Annotated in this window: 19 protein-coding genes; 9 read left to right on the top strand and 10 right to left on the bottom strand. The window is 57.3% G+C overall.

Features of this window, described 5'->3' with window-relative positions:
- Positions 1 to 2: 2 nt before the first annotated feature.
- From J9870_RS11185 to pstS, 6 genes are all read right to left on the bottom strand, one after another.
- Positions 3 to 575 (bottom strand): hypothetical protein, encoded by a 573-nt coding sequence (locus J9870_RS11185; protein ID WP_210645197.1) that lies wholly within the window; start codon positions 573 to 575, stop codon positions 3 to 5.
- Between the two features lie 71 nt (positions 576 to 646).
- Positions 647 to 1,345, bottom strand: a complete 699-nt coding sequence (locus J9870_RS11180) for a hypothetical protein (protein WP_210644022.1) — start codon at positions 1,343 to 1,345, stop codon at positions 647 to 649.
- Positions 1,346 to 1,438: 93 nt separating this feature from the next.
- On the bottom strand, positions 1,439 to 2,200 hold the full coding sequence (gene pstB / locus J9870_RS11175; RefSeq protein ID WP_025214260.1) for a phosphate ABC transporter ATP-binding protein PstB: 762 nt from the start codon (positions 2,198 to 2,200) through the stop codon (positions 1,439 to 1,441).
- A gap of 75 nt (positions 2,201 to 2,275) precedes the next feature.
- The gene (gene pstA, locus J9870_RS11170) at positions 2,276 to 3,187 is read right to left on the bottom strand and encodes a phosphate ABC transporter permease PstA (protein WP_210644020.1); all 912 of its coding nucleotides are present in this window, start codon (positions 3,185 to 3,187) and stop codon (positions 2,276 to 2,278) included.
- The gene (gene pstC / locus J9870_RS11165) at positions 3,187 to 4,152 is read right to left on the bottom strand and encodes a phosphate ABC transporter permease subunit PstC (RefSeq protein ID WP_210644019.1); all 966 of its coding nucleotides are present in this window, start codon (positions 4,150 to 4,152) and stop codon (positions 3,187 to 3,189) included. The genes pstA and pstC overlap by 1 nt, the downstream gene beginning before the upstream one ends.
- A gap of 75 nt (positions 4,153 to 4,227) precedes the next feature.
- Entirely contained in the window at positions 4,228 to 5,259 is a 1,032-nt protein-coding gene (gene pstS / locus J9870_RS11160; RefSeq protein WP_109755278.1) for a phosphate ABC transporter substrate-binding protein PstS, read from the bottom strand.
- 207 nt (positions 5,260 to 5,466) lie between these two features.
- Between pstS and ppk2 the strand changes: the two genes are divergently transcribed.
- Positions 5,467 to 6,360 carry a polyphosphate kinase 2 gene (ppk2, locus tag J9870_RS11155; protein WP_210644017.1) on the top strand — a complete coding sequence of 298 codons (894 nt, stop codon included), beginning with the start codon at positions 5,467 to 5,469 and terminating at the stop codon, positions 6,358 to 6,360.
- Between the two features lie 148 nt (positions 6,361 to 6,508).
- On the opposite strand, the gene J9870_RS29690 is transcribed toward ppk2, so the two are convergent.
- From J9870_RS29690 to J9870_RS11140, 3 genes are read right to left on the bottom strand one after another with little or no spacing between them, the layout of a single operon-like run.
- The gene (locus J9870_RS29690) at positions 6,509 to 6,775 is read right to left on the bottom strand and encodes a hypothetical protein (RefSeq protein ID WP_210644015.1); all 267 of its coding nucleotides are present in this window, start codon (positions 6,773 to 6,775) and stop codon (positions 6,509 to 6,511) included.
- An 8-nt stretch (positions 6,776 to 6,783) separates the two neighbouring features.
- Complete coding sequence (locus J9870_RS29685; protein WP_210644013.1) at positions 6,784 to 7,041, bottom strand: LysR substrate-binding domain-containing protein; 258 nt, start codon at positions 7,039 to 7,041, stop codon at positions 6,784 to 6,786.
- A gap of 3 nt (positions 7,042 to 7,044) precedes the next feature.
- Positions 7,045 to 7,971 carry a LysR family transcriptional regulator gene (locus J9870_RS11140; protein WP_210644011.1) on the bottom strand — a complete coding sequence of 309 codons (927 nt, stop codon included), beginning with the start codon at positions 7,969 to 7,971 and terminating at the stop codon, positions 7,045 to 7,047.
- A 243-nt stretch (positions 7,972 to 8,214) separates the two neighbouring features.
- On the opposite strand from J9870_RS11140, the gene J9870_RS11135 reads away from it, so the two are divergent.
- The 8 genes from J9870_RS11135 (at position 8,215) to J9870_RS11100 (ending at position 16,363) form a co-directional block, all read left to right on the top strand.
- Positions 8,215 to 9,651 carry an NAD-dependent succinate-semialdehyde dehydrogenase gene (locus J9870_RS11135; protein ID WP_134923778.1) on the top strand — a complete coding sequence of 479 codons (1,437 nt, stop codon included), beginning with the start codon at positions 8,215 to 8,217 and terminating at the stop codon, positions 9,649 to 9,651.
- Positions 9,652 to 9,663: 12 nt separating this feature from the next.
- Complete coding sequence (locus J9870_RS11130) at positions 9,664 to 9,996, top strand: carboxymuconolactone decarboxylase family protein (protein WP_210644009.1); 333 nt, start codon at positions 9,664 to 9,666, stop codon at positions 9,994 to 9,996.
- Between the two features lies 1 nt (position 9,997).
- Entirely contained in the window at positions 9,998 to 10,999 is a 1,002-nt protein-coding gene (locus tag J9870_RS11125) for an NAD(P)H-quinone oxidoreductase (protein ID WP_210644007.1), read from the top strand.
- A 641-nt stretch (positions 11,000 to 11,640) separates the two neighbouring features.
- Positions 11,641 to 12,414, top strand: a complete 774-nt coding sequence (locus J9870_RS11120; protein WP_210644005.1) for a pirin family protein — start codon at positions 11,641 to 11,643, stop codon at positions 12,412 to 12,414.
- Between the two features lie 122 nt (positions 12,415 to 12,536).
- Positions 12,537 to 13,316 carry a helix-turn-helix transcriptional regulator gene (locus J9870_RS11115; protein WP_210644003.1) on the top strand — a complete coding sequence of 260 codons (780 nt, stop codon included), beginning with the start codon at positions 12,537 to 12,539 and terminating at the stop codon, positions 13,314 to 13,316.
- A gap of 93 nt (positions 13,317 to 13,409) precedes the next feature.
- Positions 13,410 to 14,369: a zinc-binding alcohol dehydrogenase family protein gene (locus J9870_RS11110; RefSeq protein ID WP_210644001.1), complete on the top strand. Its 960-nt coding sequence runs from the start codon at positions 13,410 to 13,412 to the stop codon at positions 14,367 to 14,369.
- Positions 14,370 to 14,885: 516 nt separating this feature from the next.
- Complete coding sequence (locus tag J9870_RS29470; protein ID WP_246883100.1) at positions 14,886 to 15,527, top strand: DUF2182 domain-containing protein; 642 nt, start codon at positions 14,886 to 14,888, stop codon at positions 15,525 to 15,527.
- 113 nt (positions 15,528 to 15,640) lie between these two features.
- Complete coding sequence (locus J9870_RS11100) at positions 15,641 to 16,363, top strand: hypothetical protein (RefSeq protein WP_210644000.1); 723 nt, start codon at positions 15,641 to 15,643, stop codon at positions 16,361 to 16,363.
- A 559-nt stretch (positions 16,364 to 16,922) separates the two neighbouring features.
- Here the strand turns inward: J9870_RS11100 and J9870_RS11095 are convergent.
- Positions 16,923 to 17,759: a sugar phosphate isomerase/epimerase gene (locus J9870_RS11095; RefSeq protein WP_210643998.1), complete on the bottom strand. Its 837-nt coding sequence runs from the start codon at positions 17,757 to 17,759 to the stop codon at positions 16,923 to 16,925.

Raw genomic sequence — 17,759 nt, 5'->3', positions numbered from 1 at the left:
CCTTAACTGAGAGGTTCAAGGAAAGCGTCTGCCCGTTGTTGCACCGACTCTTTCTGTCTGAACATTTGCTGCCAGACGAGCTGCGCCTGGACAACGGCAACCGCATCCAGGACTTTCTGCGCCCAGCGGTCATCCTCCGGATGCACCACGACAACGCGAAACCCATGATCCTTGCCTTCAATCTGCACGCCCTCGGAATCATCGACATGCAAATCGATATCGAACGCCGGCGGATATTTCGAAGGCGCATTCAACATCCCATGCACCGTCAGGGCACGGTTGTGCAGCACGCTGTTGACCACGCCGTCGACACGGATGCCGTACAGCAATAGCCAACGCCGGATATAGGACGGCGTGCGCCCGGACGACGTGTAGACCCAGACGCTGCAGCCCTGGCGGCGCAGCTCTCGGATCAGGGAGCGTGTGCCCATGCGCAACGGCTCACCCAACCAACGATGAACACAGGCCGGCAGCCTGCTCTGCTCGACGGCACAATGGTGAAGTTGGCAGGCGAGCGTGTCATCGATATCGAACGAAATTCGTATGCGCTGACGCTTGAACAGTTGCGTCGGCATCGCGCGGCGGATGACCTGCCCTACCCGGCTGCCGAAGGTTTTGCACCTGGCGAACGCTGGATACCCGCTCATCAATGGCCACCTTGATAAATGGGCAAGGATTTGTCCTTGAGAAAAAACTTCATGGGATCGGGCGCCTGTTCTTCTAAAAAAGCTGCGTATTTTTTCTTGATCTTGGGCAATTCGTACAACGCTTTGACGCCATGCTTGGCGGAGTTGCGTATGACTGAGGACGGGTTGAAGTAGCCCTCTGCGTTTTCCAGTGTCAACACGAAAGGAGGCAAACCCGCGCGCATGAGCAAATAGCTGACGATGAGCGAGCCACTGCGGTTGTTACCTTCGATGAACAGCTGCGGCTTGCTGAGAATGCGTACATAGACGCCGGCCGCACGCTTCCAGACGGATTCGCTGCGATACGCGCAATACCAGTTGTACAAGTCCTTGATGCCTCCCTCAACATTGTTGAAGAAATGCGCCTCGGTGGCTGCCAGGTGCTGGGCGTATTCCAACCGGCGCGCCGGATCTCGGCCACACAGCACCGTGGCATTGATCTCCAGCATCAGGTTCAGTTGCTGAAGATCGAACAGGTCGACGCCGCGGGCAACATAGTCGTCAACCAACGCATAACCTTCAAGCACATTCTGCAGCACTTCATCAGTCAAGGGGTCCCGCGGCTCGGTGAAGTACCGGCTCAGCTCGACGAAGCGGCCCTGAACCTCACGCAGTGCGCGTTCAATTGCAGGTAAATCAAGGCGGTGCGTAACAGGCATTGGTGCTCCTTGAAAACGTTTGGCAAATGTCTACCGGATGCCGCCAAATCCGTTTGGCTTCTGCAGGTATGCGGCCTTGACCGGATGAGATGCTTAGCTGAACTTGCCGCTGATGTAGTCTCCCGTCATCTGTTCACGCGGGTTGTCGAAAATCTGCGTGGTCGGGCCCATTTCCACCAGATAGCCGGTTCGCGTGCCCTGGGAAATATCCACCGAAAAGAAAGCCGTGGTGTCAGCGACACGGATGGCTTGCTGCATGTTGTGGGTGACCAGCGCGATGGTGTAGTCCTTCTTCAACTCCACCATCAGTTCCTCGACTCGCCGGGTAGCGATCGGGTCGAGCGCCGAACACGGCTCATCCAGCAGCAGGACTTCCGGCTCGGTGGCAATGGCGCGGGCAATGCACAATCGTTGTTGCTGGCCACCGGAGAGCGACAGGCCGCTGACCTTGAGCTTGTCCTTGACTTCGTCCCACAGCGCGGCGCCTTGCAGCGCATGCTTGACCCGGTCACCGATGTCGCCCTTGTAGCGATTGAGGCGCAGACCAAACGCGACGTTGTCGAAAATGCTCATCGAAAACGGGTTCGGCTGCTGAAACACCATGCCGATGTAGCGGCGCACGACCACTGGATCGACGCCCTTGCCGTAGACGTCCTGTCCGAGGAAATGCACATGGCCCTCGAAACGGAACCCCTTCACCAGGTCATTCATCCGGTTGAGGCTACGCAACACGGTGCTCTTGCCACAGCCGGAAGGACCGATGAACCCGGTGATCTTGTTTTTTTCGATCGGCACATGGCTGTCACGTACCGCCATGAAGTTGCCATAGAAAATCTTGTCCAGTTTGCAGTCCATGACTACAGGCGCCTGGGTGACAAACGGAGCGGCTATTTGCGCAGTGGATACGTTCAAGATCAGATGCTCCCGTTCTTAATATTTGGGCTTGCCGAAAATACGGCTGACGATGTTCACGAACAGCACGATCATCACCAGCACCAGTGAGGCCGCCCATGCGAGTTCAAGCTGGTTGTCGAACGGCATCCCGGAGAAGTTGTAGATCAGCACCGCCAGCGAGGCAGTCGGGTTCATGACCTCGAGATTGCCCTGGTGGTAAATCCAATAGTTGCTGAACAGCGCGGTAAACAGCAGCGGCGCCGTCTCGCCCGCGGCACGTGCCACAGCCAGCATGACTCCGGTCAGGATGGCCGGCATGCCGGTCGGCAAGATGATTTTCCAGATCACCTGCGAACGGGTGCAGCCCATGCCGTAGGCGGCATCCTTCATGATCTTGGGCACCATCCGCATCGACTCTTCCGCCGTCAGCACGACGATAGGCAGCATCAGGACCGCCAGCGCCACGCCACCCGCCGGTGCCGAATACGTACCGGTGGTCATCACCACCAGGGCATAGGCAAACACCCCGGCCAGGATCGACGGCAGGCCCGTGAGCATCTTGGCGGCAAAACGCGCGGCGTTCCCCAGCTTGCTGTCCGGTCCCAGCTCAGCCAGGAAGATTGCCGCCATGATGCCGACCGGCACCGCGATCGCCGCCGCGATACCGACCATCACGAAGGTACCTGCCAATGCGTTGCCGAAACCGCCCCCCATCTCGAAGCCGGTCGGCGGCAGTTCGGTAAAGACTTCCAGGTTGAGGCGCGCGCCGCCGCGTGTAATCAGCATGTAGAGCACAGAGATCAGCGGCACACTGGCCAGTAGCGCACCTGCCCAGACCAGGGTGGTCAGGATCAGGCTTCGCAGGGCACGGCCTTCGAACTTGCGCTGCAGGCTGGGCATCGCGCCTGTTGGAGACGTCAGGTCTGTTGCAGCAGTCAGATCAGTCATCACTTATTACCCCGTTGGGCGTACATCATGATCATCGAACCGAAGATGTTCACGATCAGCGTAATCAACATCAGCACCAGGGCCGCATACATCAATACCTCGATCTCGTTCGGCCCTGCTTCGGGGAAGTTCAACGCCAGCAGGGCGGCGAGCGTGTTGGCCGGTGCAAACAGCGAGAGGGAAATGTTGTTGGCATTGCCGACCAGCATGGCCAGCGCCATCGTTTCACCCAGCGCGCGCCCCAGGCCCAGCACCAGAGAGCCGAAGATGCCGGTGGCGGCGGAAGGCACCATCACCTTGAGAATCGCTTCCCAATGGGTAGTCCCCATGCCGTAGGCGGCCTGCTTGGTTTTCATCGGCACAGCCGTGAGCGCGTCCTGCGAAACGGCGGCAATGGTCGGCAGAATCATGATGGCGAGCACCAGCGCTGCGGGTAGCAGGCCTGGGCCGCTCAGGGTCGTGCCGAAAAAGGGGACCCAGCCGAGTTCGCTGTTCAACCAGGTTGTCAGCGGCCGAATCGCCGGGATCACCACGTAGATCCCCCACAGGCCATAGACCACGCTGGGGATGGCCGCGAGCAGTTCGACGATAGTGCGGAAGATGGCGGCGAGCTTGGGCGGCAGGAAATCCTGGGTCAGGAAAATCGCCATGCTGATGCCAAAAAAACCGGCGATCAGCAATGCGATCAAGGCGCTGTAGAGCGTGCCCCAGATAGCCGGCAGGATGCCGTATTTGCCCTGGTTAACGTCCCAGACACTGCCCAAAAGCACATCAAAGCCGTGCTTCTCCATACCGGGAAGTGCCTTGCGTCCCACCTCGAACACCAGCGCAAATACCAGCGCCAGGATCAGCACCACGCCGATACGTGCAAGCGCACGAAAGGTGCGATCAACCAGGAAATCCTTCCTCGAGGGTGGTTGGCAGGCAGAGTCCGGATTAACCGGTACGACAAAAGGTTTGTTCATGGGCTGAGTCCGGAACAAGGGGGAAAACTCTCCCGGCGTGGCGCAGACGCACACTCCGAGAGAGACCTCACGGCGTTACTGAATGTTGGCGGACGCTTTGCGAACCTGCTCGACGACCGATTGCGGCAATGGGATATAACCCATCGAATCGGCAATCTTCTGCCCCTCGGCCAGGCTGTATTCGACCATTTCACGCATGGCCTTGGCCTTGGCCGGATTGCCGTTGTCCTTGCGGAAAATCATCCAGGTGTAGGACGTGATCGGGTAGGACTTGGCACCGTCCGGATCAGGCAACCAGGCCACCAGGTTTTCCGGCATCTTCACCGCCGCCAGGGCCTCGGCACCGCTTTCGGCGTTTGGCACGACGTACTGACCGGCCTTGTTCTGCAGTTGAGCAAAGTCGACCTTGGCAAGCTTGGCGAAGCCGTATTCGATGTACCCGATCGCACCCGGGGTTTGGCGCACAGTGGCCGTGACACCATCGTTCTTCGGCGACTTGATGAACTTGTCGCTAGCCGGCCAGTTGACGGTATTGCCCTCCCCCAGCGCCTGCTTGAACTCCGGATTGATTGTCGCCAGGTGCTTAGTGAATACCGCAGTCGTGCCGCTGGAGTCCGCACGCACAACAACCGTGATCGGCGTATCGGAGAGTTTCAGATCCGGGTTGGCGGCAACGATCTTCGGATCGTTCCAGCGCGTGATTTTGCCCAGAAAAATGTTGGAGTACACATCTCGAGGCAGTTTTAGCCCCTTCGGATTGCCCGGCAAGTTATAGGCCAGCACGATTTCACCCGCGGTCATCGGCAACAACTGCACGCCTTCGGCGACCTTGGCGATATCTTCCTCTTTCATTGCCGAGTCACTGGCGGCGAAATCAACCGTTTTGTTCAGAAAGTCCTGTACACCCGCGCCACTACCCTTGGATTGGTAGTCCACAGTGACACCGTCAGATTTCTTGCTGAAATCCTTGAACCAAGTGAGGTAGATCGGTGCAGGGAAACTCGCCCCGGAACCCGTCAGACGGACACTCTCTGCAGCGTAGGACGCCGAGGTGGCACAAAGAGAAACCGCAATGGCGAGCGCAGCAGACTTCATCAAACTTTTCATTAGGGGGACACCTTGTGATTACGGGCCCCCGAACTTTGCAGCAGTTTTGTTACGTTCTCATGAAAGTTGAATGGCAACAGCACGCTCATTCTCTATGTGGCCCAGCACAGGAGTTAATGTAATTGGTTCGTAACAAATTACGCCTAACACTTTGCCATCCACCCTCGCGCGAGCCTCCCTCCTATGTCTCCCAGAGAAGCCACCTTAATGCAGCGCATCCACCGTGAACTGCTTGATCACAGTGACGAAGAGCTGGAATTGGAATTATCCGAAGACGGTCATGACCTGAACGCGCTGTTCGATGATCATGTAAAGGAAGGTACTGAGAAGGATGCTCGAAGGACTTATTTCAGCGAACTGTTTCGCCTGCAAGGCGAACTGGTAAAGCTGCAAAGCTGGGTGGTCAAGACGGGCCACAAAGTCGTGATCCTGTTCGAAGGGCGGGATGCCGCCGGAAAGGGCGGTGTGATCAAACGTATCACCCAACGCCTGAATCCCAGGGTCTGCAGGGTCGCCGCCCTACCCGCCCCCAACGACCGGGAACGTACTCAATGGTACTTCCAGCGCTATGTCTCGCACCTGCCGGCGGCGGGCGAAATCGTGCTGTTTGACCGTAGTTGGTACAACCGTGCGGGTGTGGAACAAGTGATGGGGTTTTGCAACGAAGATCAGTACGAGGAGTTCTTCCGTACTGTACCGGAGTTCGAACGTATGCTCGCCCGCTCCGGTATCCAATTGATCAAATACTGGTTCTCCATTTCCGACCAGGAACAGCATCTGCGCTTTCTCAGTCGCATCCATGATCCGCTCAAACAGTGGAAACTCAGCCCCATGGACCTGGAGTCCCGTCGGCGTTGGGAAGCCTACACCAAGGCCAAGGAAATCATGCTTGAACGCACCCACATCGCCGAAGCGCCGTGGTGGGTGGTACAAGCTGATGACAAAAAGAAAGCCAGGCTCAACTGCATCCATCACCTTCTCGGGCAGATGCCCTATGAAGAGGTGGAAATGCCGGTAATCGAACTGCCGCAACGCGTCAGGCAGGAGGATTATTCCCGCAGCCCTACGCCGCCGGAACTCATCGTGCCTCAGGTCTATTAAAGGTCAGCCAAAATGGGGGACACGCCGTTGAGCGCTTACGTGCTTTTTAAAGGTTCTTCACGAATTGTCTCAATGCCCCGACATTTTCGACGGGTCAAATGCGGTGTATCACAACATCAGTTATTTAAATTAACCATTAATCAATGAATCAAATCGACATCTGCTCGCTAGGAGAGAAGTCACCGAGCAACTCAATGAAGGACTGACGCAACCAACGATTAGCCGGGTCATGATGAAAGCGCGTATGCCAATACAGGTGTATGTCATATCCGCAGATAGCCCAAGGCAGCGGGACCAGGCGCACATTGGTCATTTCGGAGAACCGCCGGCCGACTGCCAGTGGGACGGTGGCGATCATGTCGGACTCGACCACCAGGAACGGCACGCCCATGAACCGTGGCAGGCTGAACCGCACCCGTCGTGTTACGCCGTGGGAGGCCAGCTCCTTTCCAGCACACCCATGCCGCGCCCCTCGGCCTGGACGGCGACATGCACGGCGGCCTGGTATTGCTCGGCGCTGATGCTGTCGCCGATGGTGGGATGATCGCTGCGCACTATGCACACGAAAGAGTGGCTGTACAGCGCCCGATGCCGGATCGAGGTGTTGAGCAGACGAGGGAAATAGCCAATGGCCGCGTCGACCTCGCCAGCGTCCAAGCCCTCTTCCAAATTCCTAGTCATTTTTCAATCGATGAGTTCTTTAACGGTGGTTGCTAGCTGACTGCCAACCTGATCTTTTAAGACATCAATAAAGCGAGTTATCTTTGCGTCGACAAACTGTCGAGAGGTATAGACGGCATAAACGTTGCGCTCGTACGTGTGATAGTCAGGCAAAACCCGCACCAACTTCCCAGAGCGCAAGTCGTCGATGGCCGTGAATCCAGCCAGCAAGCCGATCCCAGCGCCCCCCCGTATGGCAACCGCCATCGCGTCCATATCATTTACGCTGAAACTTGGCCCCGTGGGCGAAAATTTCGCGTCACCAGCCTTGCTCTTCAACTGCCACTCATCCCTCACATAGTCCACAGTACCCAGCAGCAGGCATTGGTGATCTCTGAGATCCTCTGGCGTCACCGGGGCCGCATGCCTCTTCAGATAGTCTGGAGACGCTACCAAGACACAATGGCTGACTCCAATCTTCTGACTGACATACGCGGAATCCGGCAGCGTTCGAGCAATCAGGATCGAGACATCCAGTTGATCTTCCAGCAGGTTGGGCATTCGTTGGGAAAGCATTAAATCCACGGTCACATCCGGAAATTCCTTGCGATACTCCAACACGGCGCCGGTGACCAGTTGCCTCGCCAATCCGGGTACGCAGTGCACACGTAGAGTCCCCCTGGGATTCAAGGCTGCATTGCTTGCTTCGGCTTCCGCACTCTCGAGGTCTGCCAAAATTTTCGTGCACCGCTCATAAAACCGCCGGCCCGCATCGGTCACCGAGAGACGCCGAGTCGAGCGTTGCAACAGACGGGCGTCGAGTACGTTTTCAAGTGCAGACACAGCACGCGATACGTTACCTACGGTGGAGTCCAGATGGTTTGCCACGGCAGTGAAACTGCCCATCTCGACAACCTTTACGTACACCGACATGTTCGAAAGTTTATCCATCCCGACCTTCCTGTAGATCTGACAAATACCCGTGATGACGAGCGAGTTTTCCAGATGCTACACGCTCCTCCCCGTGCTCGATATTACTTCTGGGTACAACAATGATTCCCTTTTGGCCGACTAAATCAAATGGCTCACCTTCCATAGACTTGGTTGCACAGGCCGCCTGAACAGGCCCTGCGGTACAGCCACTCAGGCGACGATATTCATACGAATCTCTGACAACCAACTGAAGGCCAAATCATGAACACTTCCTACGATCCGCTTTATCTTTTTATCGGTGGTGAATGGATCAGTGCCGAAGGGCGCGATACTGCCTCTGTCGTTAACCCGGCAACCGGACGTGAAATCGGACTCGTCCCCCTCGCCACCGCAGTCGACCTTGATCACGCCCTTGAGGTGGCTCGACTGAGCTTCGAAGAGTGGCGCCAGACCGTACCTGACAAGCGCGCGAAAATCCTGAAACGGGCCGCCGATCTGATCCTGGAACGAGCACCTCACATTGCGGCGCAGATGACTCTGGAAGAAGGCAAGCCGCTGGGTGAAAGCATGGATGAAGTTACCCGCGCATCTGAGTACTTTGAGTGGTTCGCCGAAAGCGCCCGTCGTATCGATGGCCGTGTTGTACCCGCCAACCGTCCAGGCGTGCTGCAACTGGTAAAACGCCAGGCCATCGGCCCTGTGGCTGCATTCACACCCTGGAATTTCCCGGCCATCACTCCCGCTCGCAAGCTCTCGGCAGCTTTGGCCGCCGGTTGCAGTGTCATTCTCAAGCCAGGCGAAGAAAGCCCCTCCACGGCGCTGGCCCTAGCTCGTGCCCTCGACGATGCAGGATTGCCTAAAGGTGTATTGCAAGTGGTCTTTGGCGTCCCGGATCAAGTGTCCAGCCACCTGATCGCCTCATCAATCATTCGTAAGGTGACATTTACCGGCTCAGTCCCCATTGGCAGACTCCTGTCAGCCCGAGCAGCCGAGGGCGTCAAGCCAATTACCCTTGAACTGGGTGGCCACGGACCCGTGCTGGTATTTGAAGACGCAGACATTGAAAAAGCCGCTGTAGAGGGTGTCGCGAACCGGTTTCGCGGGACTGGCCAGGTATGTATCTCATCCACCCGTTTTCTGATTCAGCGTGGCGCATATCAGAGGTTTGTCGATCATTTTGTCGCTGCAACCAAAGCCCTGAGAATCGGTGATGGCCTGCATCCGCAGACTCAGGTCGGGCCGCTCGCCAACCCAAGGCAGCTGGCAAAGATGGAAGAGCTGATAGCCGATGCCGTCGAGAAAGGTGCACGAGTATTGGTCGGTGGCGAGGCCTTACCAGGTGAAGGCTTCTTCTTCCAGCCCACCGTTCTGGCAGATGTCCCCATGAACGCCCGCGTCATGCACGAAGAACCCTTCGGGCCCATCGCCGTGCTGATGCCTTTCGATGAGCTGACTGATGGTCTGAAAGAAGCCAACCGTTTGCCCTACGGGCTTTCAGCCTACGCGTTCACCTCCAGCGCTCGAACTGCAATTGACGTTGCTGACGGTTTGGAGGCCGGGATGATCGGGATCAACCAATACCGCATCGTCGCCACCGAGCTGCCTTTCGGCGGAATGAAAGAAAGCGGCCACGGCTCGGAAGGCGGCATTGAGGGCATTGAGCACTATCTCACCCACAAATTTATCAGTCAGGTTTAAGGAAACTTTCCCATGTCCAATATCAATTTCAGCAGTCCTCGCGAAGCGGCCCGAGCGTTTACCCCGAAACTGTCGCAATTCGTCGACTCAACTCTCTATCCGCAGATATGGAGCGATCCAGCGTTGTCCCCCCGTGACCGCAGCCTGATCACAGTGGCCGCATTGATTGCCGGCGGTCACTCAGAAGAGTTGCCTGCGCACCTACGGCGGGCGGTGAGCAATGGGGTTACTCATGACGAAATTGCGGCGGCGATAACCCACCTGGCGTTTTACGTGGGTTTCCCTGCTGCCATCACAGCGTCTGCTATTGCTAATGCAACGTTTACCGAATCGGAGAAAAACTAATATGAAAGCCATCAATATCAGAGAATTCGGCACGGCGGACGTACTGGAACTCGCAGATGCTCCCACTCCTGAAGTACGCCCTACCGACCTGCTAGTGCGTGTCTATGCAGCGGGCGTGAACCGTGCGGATCTGACTCATCGAACCGGTGGATATGGCCATCCGAATTTCGGTGACTCGCTGATTATCGGGTTGGAAATCGCTGGTGAGGTGATTGAGAAAGGTAGCGCGGTTACGGGGTTCGAGGTGGGGGATCGAGTGATGGGCGTAGTCGGAGGCGGCGCCTATGCCGAACTGGCACGCATCGACTACCGCATGGCCATGCACATCCCTGCGCAGCTCGACTATGTCCACGCGGCGGCAATTCCCGAGGTCTTCGTTACTGCCCATGAAGCGATGATGCACCTGGCTCGGCTGAAATCCGGCGACTCAGTATTGATTCACGCTGCCGCTGGAGGCGTAGGATCTGCCGCAGTGCAATTGGCATACGCCACAGGTGCCACGGTGTATGCGACAACCGAGGCTAGCAAGTTATCGCGTGTGGAGCATTTGGGAGCCGATGTAGCTATTGACTACAAGACACAGGATTTCGCTGAAGCCATTGCCGATAAAACGAATGGCCGGGGTGTCGATGTCGTTATCGACTTTGTTGGCGAACCCTACTTCGCACGCAACGTCGCGTCTCTTGCTCACGGTGGCCGCATGGTCCAGGTCGGTATCCTCGGCGGTGGCGGCAAGGTGACTGTGGAGTTGGAGCACATCCTCTACCGTCACTTGCAAATCATCGGCACGGTCATGAAGTCCCGCACGCAGCCAGAGAAGCACGACATGATTAAGCGCTTCCGCGAGCATTGGCTTGATCGATTCGATGGCGCTGGAAGCCTGGAGCCGGTCGTTGATAGAACTTTCCCGCTGTCACATGCTGCCGATGCCCATCGCCGGATGGAGTCGTCCGAGAACGTTGGGAAAATTATCTTGACGATGCAGCCAGAAGACTTGGTTTGAGTCGGGCCGTATCGTCAGCGGCGAATGGAGGAAATTGAATCGAGTATCGACCGTTACCTGACTGCACTCGATTCGCCGGATAAACAGGTCTCACTGACCGATCCAGGCCACGACAAGGGTCGGTTGGCGAATCATGACGCAGTTAAATCAAGTTTTGTGAGGAGCTTGTCGGCTGCGTCAGATCGCCTGAGGTGGCTTTTCTGTTCGTTGCCCGGCACTCCGCCGGGCTTCGCTTTTCCGCTGACTGCCTCTACATTCAATCGTGCAAATCGAGCTCTGGCACCTTGAAGCTTCTGGCGACAGTTCTACAAAGAACAGGGACACGTCCAAACCAATCTAGGCTATCTGGAATTTAAAGATCTGCCCGTTGGTTTCATACAGGCGGAGGTCTTTATCAGATTGGCATGAGGTCAGTAATCTGGATAGCCCATGACCTCGTTTTCCATCTCGGATCAAAAAACGCCGAGATACTGCATCCAGTCAGGCAGTCCGCCATTGAGTGCCAAGTACGGGTTGAGATAGCGGTAAGAAATGATCTACACGCTCGATCATTAACCTTCATTTTTTGGCATATTCACGATCGATCCATCCCATTAAGCTACCTCGCACTCATATCCTGGCAGGCAGTTCGGTAGCGCATCATGTTAGAAATCCGCAAGGCGGGCGATCGCGGAAGCACCCGTTTGCCTTGGCTCAAATCCCGCCATTCGTTCTCCTTCGGCGGCTACAAAAACCCGCAGGAAATGGGGTTCTCCGACCTTCGGGTCATCAATGACGACCGTGTGGCTCCAGGTAAAGGGTTTAGTCAGCATGGCCACCGCGATGTCGAGATCCTCACCTACGTGCTGCAAGGAACCCTGGCCCATCGGGATACCCTGGGGAACAGTGCGAAGATCAAGGTCGGTGAGTTTCAGCTCATCAGTGCCGGATCAGGCATCGAACATAGCGAGCTCAACGCATCGAGCACCCAGCCCGTCCACTTTTTGCAGATCTGGCTGACACCGCAGGCCTCCCGCACCAAGCCCAGCTATCAGCAGAAGCAATTTTCAGTCGATCAGCATCGCGGGAAGCTCCAGCTGATTGCCTCAAAAGAGGGAGCCAGCGGCTCGCTGAAGGTGCGTCAGGATGCGAAGATTTACGTAGGCCGCTTTGGTGCCGGCGACTCGGTAACCTTGCCAATCAGCAGCCGGCGACAGGTCTATGTGCACGTGATTGATGGTCGGCTCCAAGTGAATGGCGTAAGGCTTGCGCAAGGTGACGGGCTAAAGCTGGCTGACGCCAGAAAGCTCGCGATTTCAGCTCCCGCCGACGCACAGGTGATGGTGTTCGACCTCCGCTCTGTGACAGAAAAATCGTCTAAGCCCAAGACCGCTGGCCTGTGTGTCACGCGCGCGTGCGGCAGTCGAAAGCGATGAAACCGGTAAGTTGGTGTCCGGTACCGTAAGCACTTCGGCTTTCGCTCAACGACAGCTACGCGGTGTCGGCGGTATGCTTCATCCTGAATAGCCAATGACCATCGTTTTTTGGAAAGCTCGTGATGGCAATTGCCGTACCCCCTGACCTGGATAGCGCGGAACACCCGATCCAGCCCCTGGCCCGCACCTATCCCCGAGGCCTGGCAATCGAGCCTCACATGCATGATTGGGGGCAGCTGCTGTATGCAGAGAGCGGGCTCATGTGGGTCGACACGCCGAACGCCGCACTGCTGGTACCGCCCCATCGCGCCGTCTGGATTCCTCCGCTTATCCATCATGGAGTTCGCGTGGTCTCCGACCTGGAAATGCGCAATATCTACCTGCGAGAAGAACTGGCTGTCCGAATCGGCAGCGAGCTTACGGTGGTGGAGGTCAGCCCATTATTGCGTGAATTGATCAGGCGTCGTGTCAGCGTGGGGGCAACACCTGATGAGATCTACCGAGATGCCCTGGATGGATTGCTGGTAATCGAGCTGCGGCAAGCACGCACCGCCTCCCTGCAAGTACCCATGCCCGCCAATGGCGATCGACGTTTGCGCAACCTATGCGAGAACATCCTGCGAACGCCCTCCCTGAGCATCTCGTTCGAACAGCATGCCCAAGCCATCGGTGCCAGCACACGGACACTGACCCGCCTGTTCAACCTGGAGCTGGGCCAGGGGTTTACCGAGTGGAGGCGACAGGTGCAACTCGCCTACGCGTCTGCCCGTCTGCTCGATGGTGCAGCCGTCAGCGCCATTGCCGACGAACTCGGCTTCAACTTGGGCAGCTTCAGCGAGATGTTCCGCCGCTCGGTAGGCGTTGTACCTTCCGTCTACGCCTCCCGTCACCTGCAGAGATGAATCCAAACTGTCAGATACGCGTAAGTATCTGGCAGGTGCGGCAGGACGGACGACCTTAAGCTGGGACACATCATCCACTTGAGGTAACGCATCATGAAGGCTCTGCAGTTCACGGCTACCGGCAGTATCGATCACCTGAGCCTGGTCGATCTGCCTACCCCTACCCCGGCTACCGATGAGATTCTGGTTCGCGTCAAAGCTGCAGGCCTCAACCCGAGCGATGTGAAGAACGTCCTTGGGCGCTTCCCCTACACCACGCTGCCTCGCGTACCAGGTCGGGACTTTGCAGGCGTTGTTGAGCAAGGCCCTGCGGACATGATCGGTCAGGAAGTCTGGGGCACGGGCAAAGGCCCTGGCTTCCTGCGCGATGGCTCGCATGCCGAGTTCTTCACCCTGCCCGCAACCGGCGTGGCGTTGAAGCCCAAAAGCCTCTCGTTCGCCCAGGCAGCCGCCATCGGGGTGCCCTTCACGACCGCCTACGACGCTGTTGAGCGCACTGGCATCAAGCAAGGCACGTCGTTCCTGGTCATTGGTGCCAATGGCGCTGTCGGTACCGCTGCATTGGCCCTGGCGAAGATCCGCGGAGCACGCGTGCTGGCCGCCGTGCGCAGACCAGAACAAGCCGCTGCACTTGAAGCCAAGGGCTACCAGAGCATCGTTCTCGACTCGGCGCAATCGCTGGGCGCTCAGGTCGCAGAGGTTTTCCCAGGCGGTGCCGAGGTAGTCTTCGACACCACCGGCTTCTGGCTCCCGGCGTCGGTGTCAGCACTCGCGAACTTCGGGCGTATCGCGATCATCGCGGCCCCTGTCGACGGCATGGTGAATTTCCCAGCATTGGCGCTGTACCGCAAGGGTGGCGTACTGGTGGGCGTCAATTCCCTGCTGTATGACACCACGCAATGCGCAGCCATGCTCAAGGACTTTGGCCATTACTTCGATGAAGGTGTGCTGCCTGCGCCAGAGGGTGTTCGCGAAGTGGCTCTGATCGATGGCATTGCCGAATACAAGGCTGTCGAGGGTGGCAACAGCGACAAGACCGTACTGATTCCCTGAAGGGTCGTGCTGGGTAACTCTAAACCCACCGGAGCATTTCCGGTGGGCATTGATCATTCGAGATCCTCACAGCATAGAACTGGGCTACGGGCGCACCAATGCTCAGCATCGCCTAGCGAGTGGCGCTTTGCTGCGCTACGCCTTCTCTCGATTAAACATTCGTCGAAAAACGCAAACACTCAGGTCGCTCAAAGCGCAATTGTTCGCGGATCTAGCCACGCGTAGCCTCACCTCCAAGCCTCCCGCCAATTGACTCGGTGAGCGCCAACACTCAGCTGCCTCGCCCGAATAAAAATAAAAGGAAGCAGGTATGTCCACACGTGCGTTTAAGAATGCAGCGCTTTGTCTCGCCCCCATTGTGACAATCGGAACCCTTATCTCTGCGAGTGCGCTCGCAGCAGATCCCCTACTGTTTGTCTGGACACTACCGGGTCGACAGGGATGTCGAGCAAGCAATGCTGGCGACCCAGGATCCAATCCACTGCAACGTTCGTTATTGACGACAAGGAGTCGGGCATGACCACTACCTCCACCACAGCGCCTGTCGCCCAACCTACCTGGTACGGGCAGATCCGCGACATGTTCACCTCAGTAGACCGGACGCACATGGCCAGGCAAGGCCTCGACCTGGCCAGCTACGACGCGGTGATGAAGCACGCAAGCGACATCTACCAACAAGTGGCGGGGGGCAATATGCCGCCAACCCGACCCTGGCCCGCTGACTGGGTGGGTACCTTCCTCAACTGGATGAACAACGGCTACCCAAAAGGAGTCCCCGCTGCCAGCGCCAACGCAGCGGACTTCGCTGCGCGGTCACTGTTCAGCGCAGACGCGTCCACCGCCAGGGTCCGCAAGGACATCACCACGCTGTCCAGCGCCGAGCTCGATCTGCTCAAACAGGCGTTTTCAGCCATTATGGCCATGGCCCCCACCGATCCCAACAGCTACATGGGGCGGCTAAGCCTGCTCGGCTGGGCTGCCAACAGGGATTGCCTGGTCCGAGGCCTGGCGCACGGCCTCTTTTGTATCGTTTCGTGCTGGGCCTGGATGGTCGTGCCGCTTGTCAGCGGGTCCTGGCACATTCCGATGATGTTGCTGGCGGGTGCGATCCTGCTGGCTGAACGGCTCATCGCTGCCAAAACGCCGCGCTGGAACTGACCGTTTAAAACAAGGCTTCACGTATGCAATCCGTCTGGACCTTTCCTTCCACCCTCATGTTTTTTCATAGGCCGTCGATACCCTGCTAATTCAGACGTTCAAGGAATGACGACATGACCCTTTCAATCAATTCCATATTTATCCGGCCATCAGCCGCTCAGCTGAGCCAAACCAGCCAGCCATTGACCACCAAATCCCTCAGTGAAGACTTGCTGAAAACCACGGTCAACATCAATCCGGCGGCAATTTACCATCCGATCAATGAAGCCCCCGCGCCGAGCCCGGAAACGGAATCGATCGAGAGCATGATCGCGCGCACCCAGTCGCCGGATTACCCGCAAATTGCCGAGAGGCACAAAAGCGCCCATCAATCGCTGAAACTCTCTTTCGAAGAGTTCCAATCAGCGTTGGCTCACACCGATCCGGATCTCGCCGACAAAAAATTTGGCTTCACCATCGAAGCGGATGGCAGCCTCAAGGTTCTCGACAGTTCACACCAGCTCAGCGCTTCCGACATGGATCGGCTGAACGAGCGGTTGAATGCTTCCAGTGAATTGAAATCGGCAGCGAGCAGCTACCGCGACGCCTCCATCGCCCTGGTGGCCGCCGACGCTACGTGGGGTGGCAACTTTACGGGTGGGTACATTCTGAACAAGGACAACTTCGCCAACACCATCGATCTGGGTGCCCTATTCCTTAAAAAAGGAACAACCCCAAACGCGGAGACCCTGAACGGCTTCTTCTCCTCCCAGTTGTGGAGCAAGGGCGAGCGGATGACGCATGAAACAGTCACCCAGATGTCCGTAGGCGCCAATAAGGTCGACGTGACGGTTTGACTGGCAAGTTCTTGGAACTCACGCTACTTCACAGCGCGCGGCGGATCCGCTTGATGGGAAACCAAAGATTGACACTGACTTCCGCTAGTTAGCGGGTTGTATCAATTTGGATCTTTGTGCCTCCGGCCTTCAAAACTTGCCCCAGTGCACATATGGACTCCCCCCAAGACTGCATCGCCCCTGGCTTCGTAGATGCCTCCAAGCCTCAAGGAAGGTCTGCCAAGTCCTCGGAACATCCGCTTCTGGCCGGGGCTGTGTAAAAACGTTTTAGGACGAGACAGGGCACAAAAAAAGCCACTCATCCGAGTGGCTTTTTTCTGAATCCTGGAGCGGGAAACGAGACTCTTATCTAGTGTCCGACCCATTGAAATCCAAGGGGTTTCTTTTCTTGCCGAAGCAGGAAAAGACTTAATCCCGGACTTGTTTTTGAGGTGTATCAAGGGTCAATAAGAGGCGGCTTCGGACTATGCGATTTGCCCCCCCCAACAACGGTTTTCCAATCTGGACCTCTCTGGTTTTATCCACGTATACAGAGCATCACAACCATCATGCATTATGATCAGCGCCCCGCCTGACACTCACCCCAGACACCACGCATCAGTTCCTTCAGCATCAGCGCCTCGCCCCAGCGATCCGTTATATCGCGCCCATCACTGCCCGTGATCGCATAGGGTGGCGGGCCAAGCTCGCAAGTGAAGGACAGGCTCGCGGGTGTGTTCGGTCGCGCCAGCCAGTCCTTGATTCCGTAACGCCACCAGCCCAAAAACCGGTCCAACCAAGGGCGATGCTGGGCGAAGGTCAAGGGCACCTGGACCTGCTCACTATTAGCGACCCGCCCGTGAAAACCCCAACTGTGTCGCAAGATGGTGTGAATCTGTTCGTCGTCTTCGGCAGTGGCCGACTCAGGCAGTTCGCGGCTCACAACGTAATGGGACAAGTCAGCCAACAATTTGAGGTCGGGCATCTGCGCAAGCAAGTCGAGGGTGAACAACAGGTCACTGGTGAGACGATAGCGGTGGGTTTCCAGCAGGATCGGAAAGTCCACCTGCTCGGCCAGACGCTGCCAGCCTTCGATCAGTGTGATCGCCTGTGCCAGCGTGCGCGGCCGGACGTCGGCTTGCAGCGTGAGGTGATGGCAGCCGTAGCGGGAGGCAACCTCAAGCGCTTGCGCCAAGTCACTCACGGTGCGGGGAAACAGTTGACCTTCGATTTGCAGGCCTTGCGCCTTGGCAGCGGCATGCAGACGTTCGGCCTGTGGCGCGATCCAGAAATGGTCGGTGATCCCATCGAAGCCAGCAGCGGCAATCTTCTCCACCTGCGCCTCAAGGGAAAGATCGCATTGACCACGGTGATCTTGCATGGCCCACAGGGACTGGAATACCAGGAATTCACGCAT

The organism is Pseudomonas sp. Tri1, assembly GCF_017968885.1.
Lineage (GTDB): Bacteria > Pseudomonadota > Gammaproteobacteria > Pseudomonadales > Pseudomonadaceae > Aquipseudomonas.
This window is presented reverse-complemented; position numbering and strand designations above follow the sequence as displayed.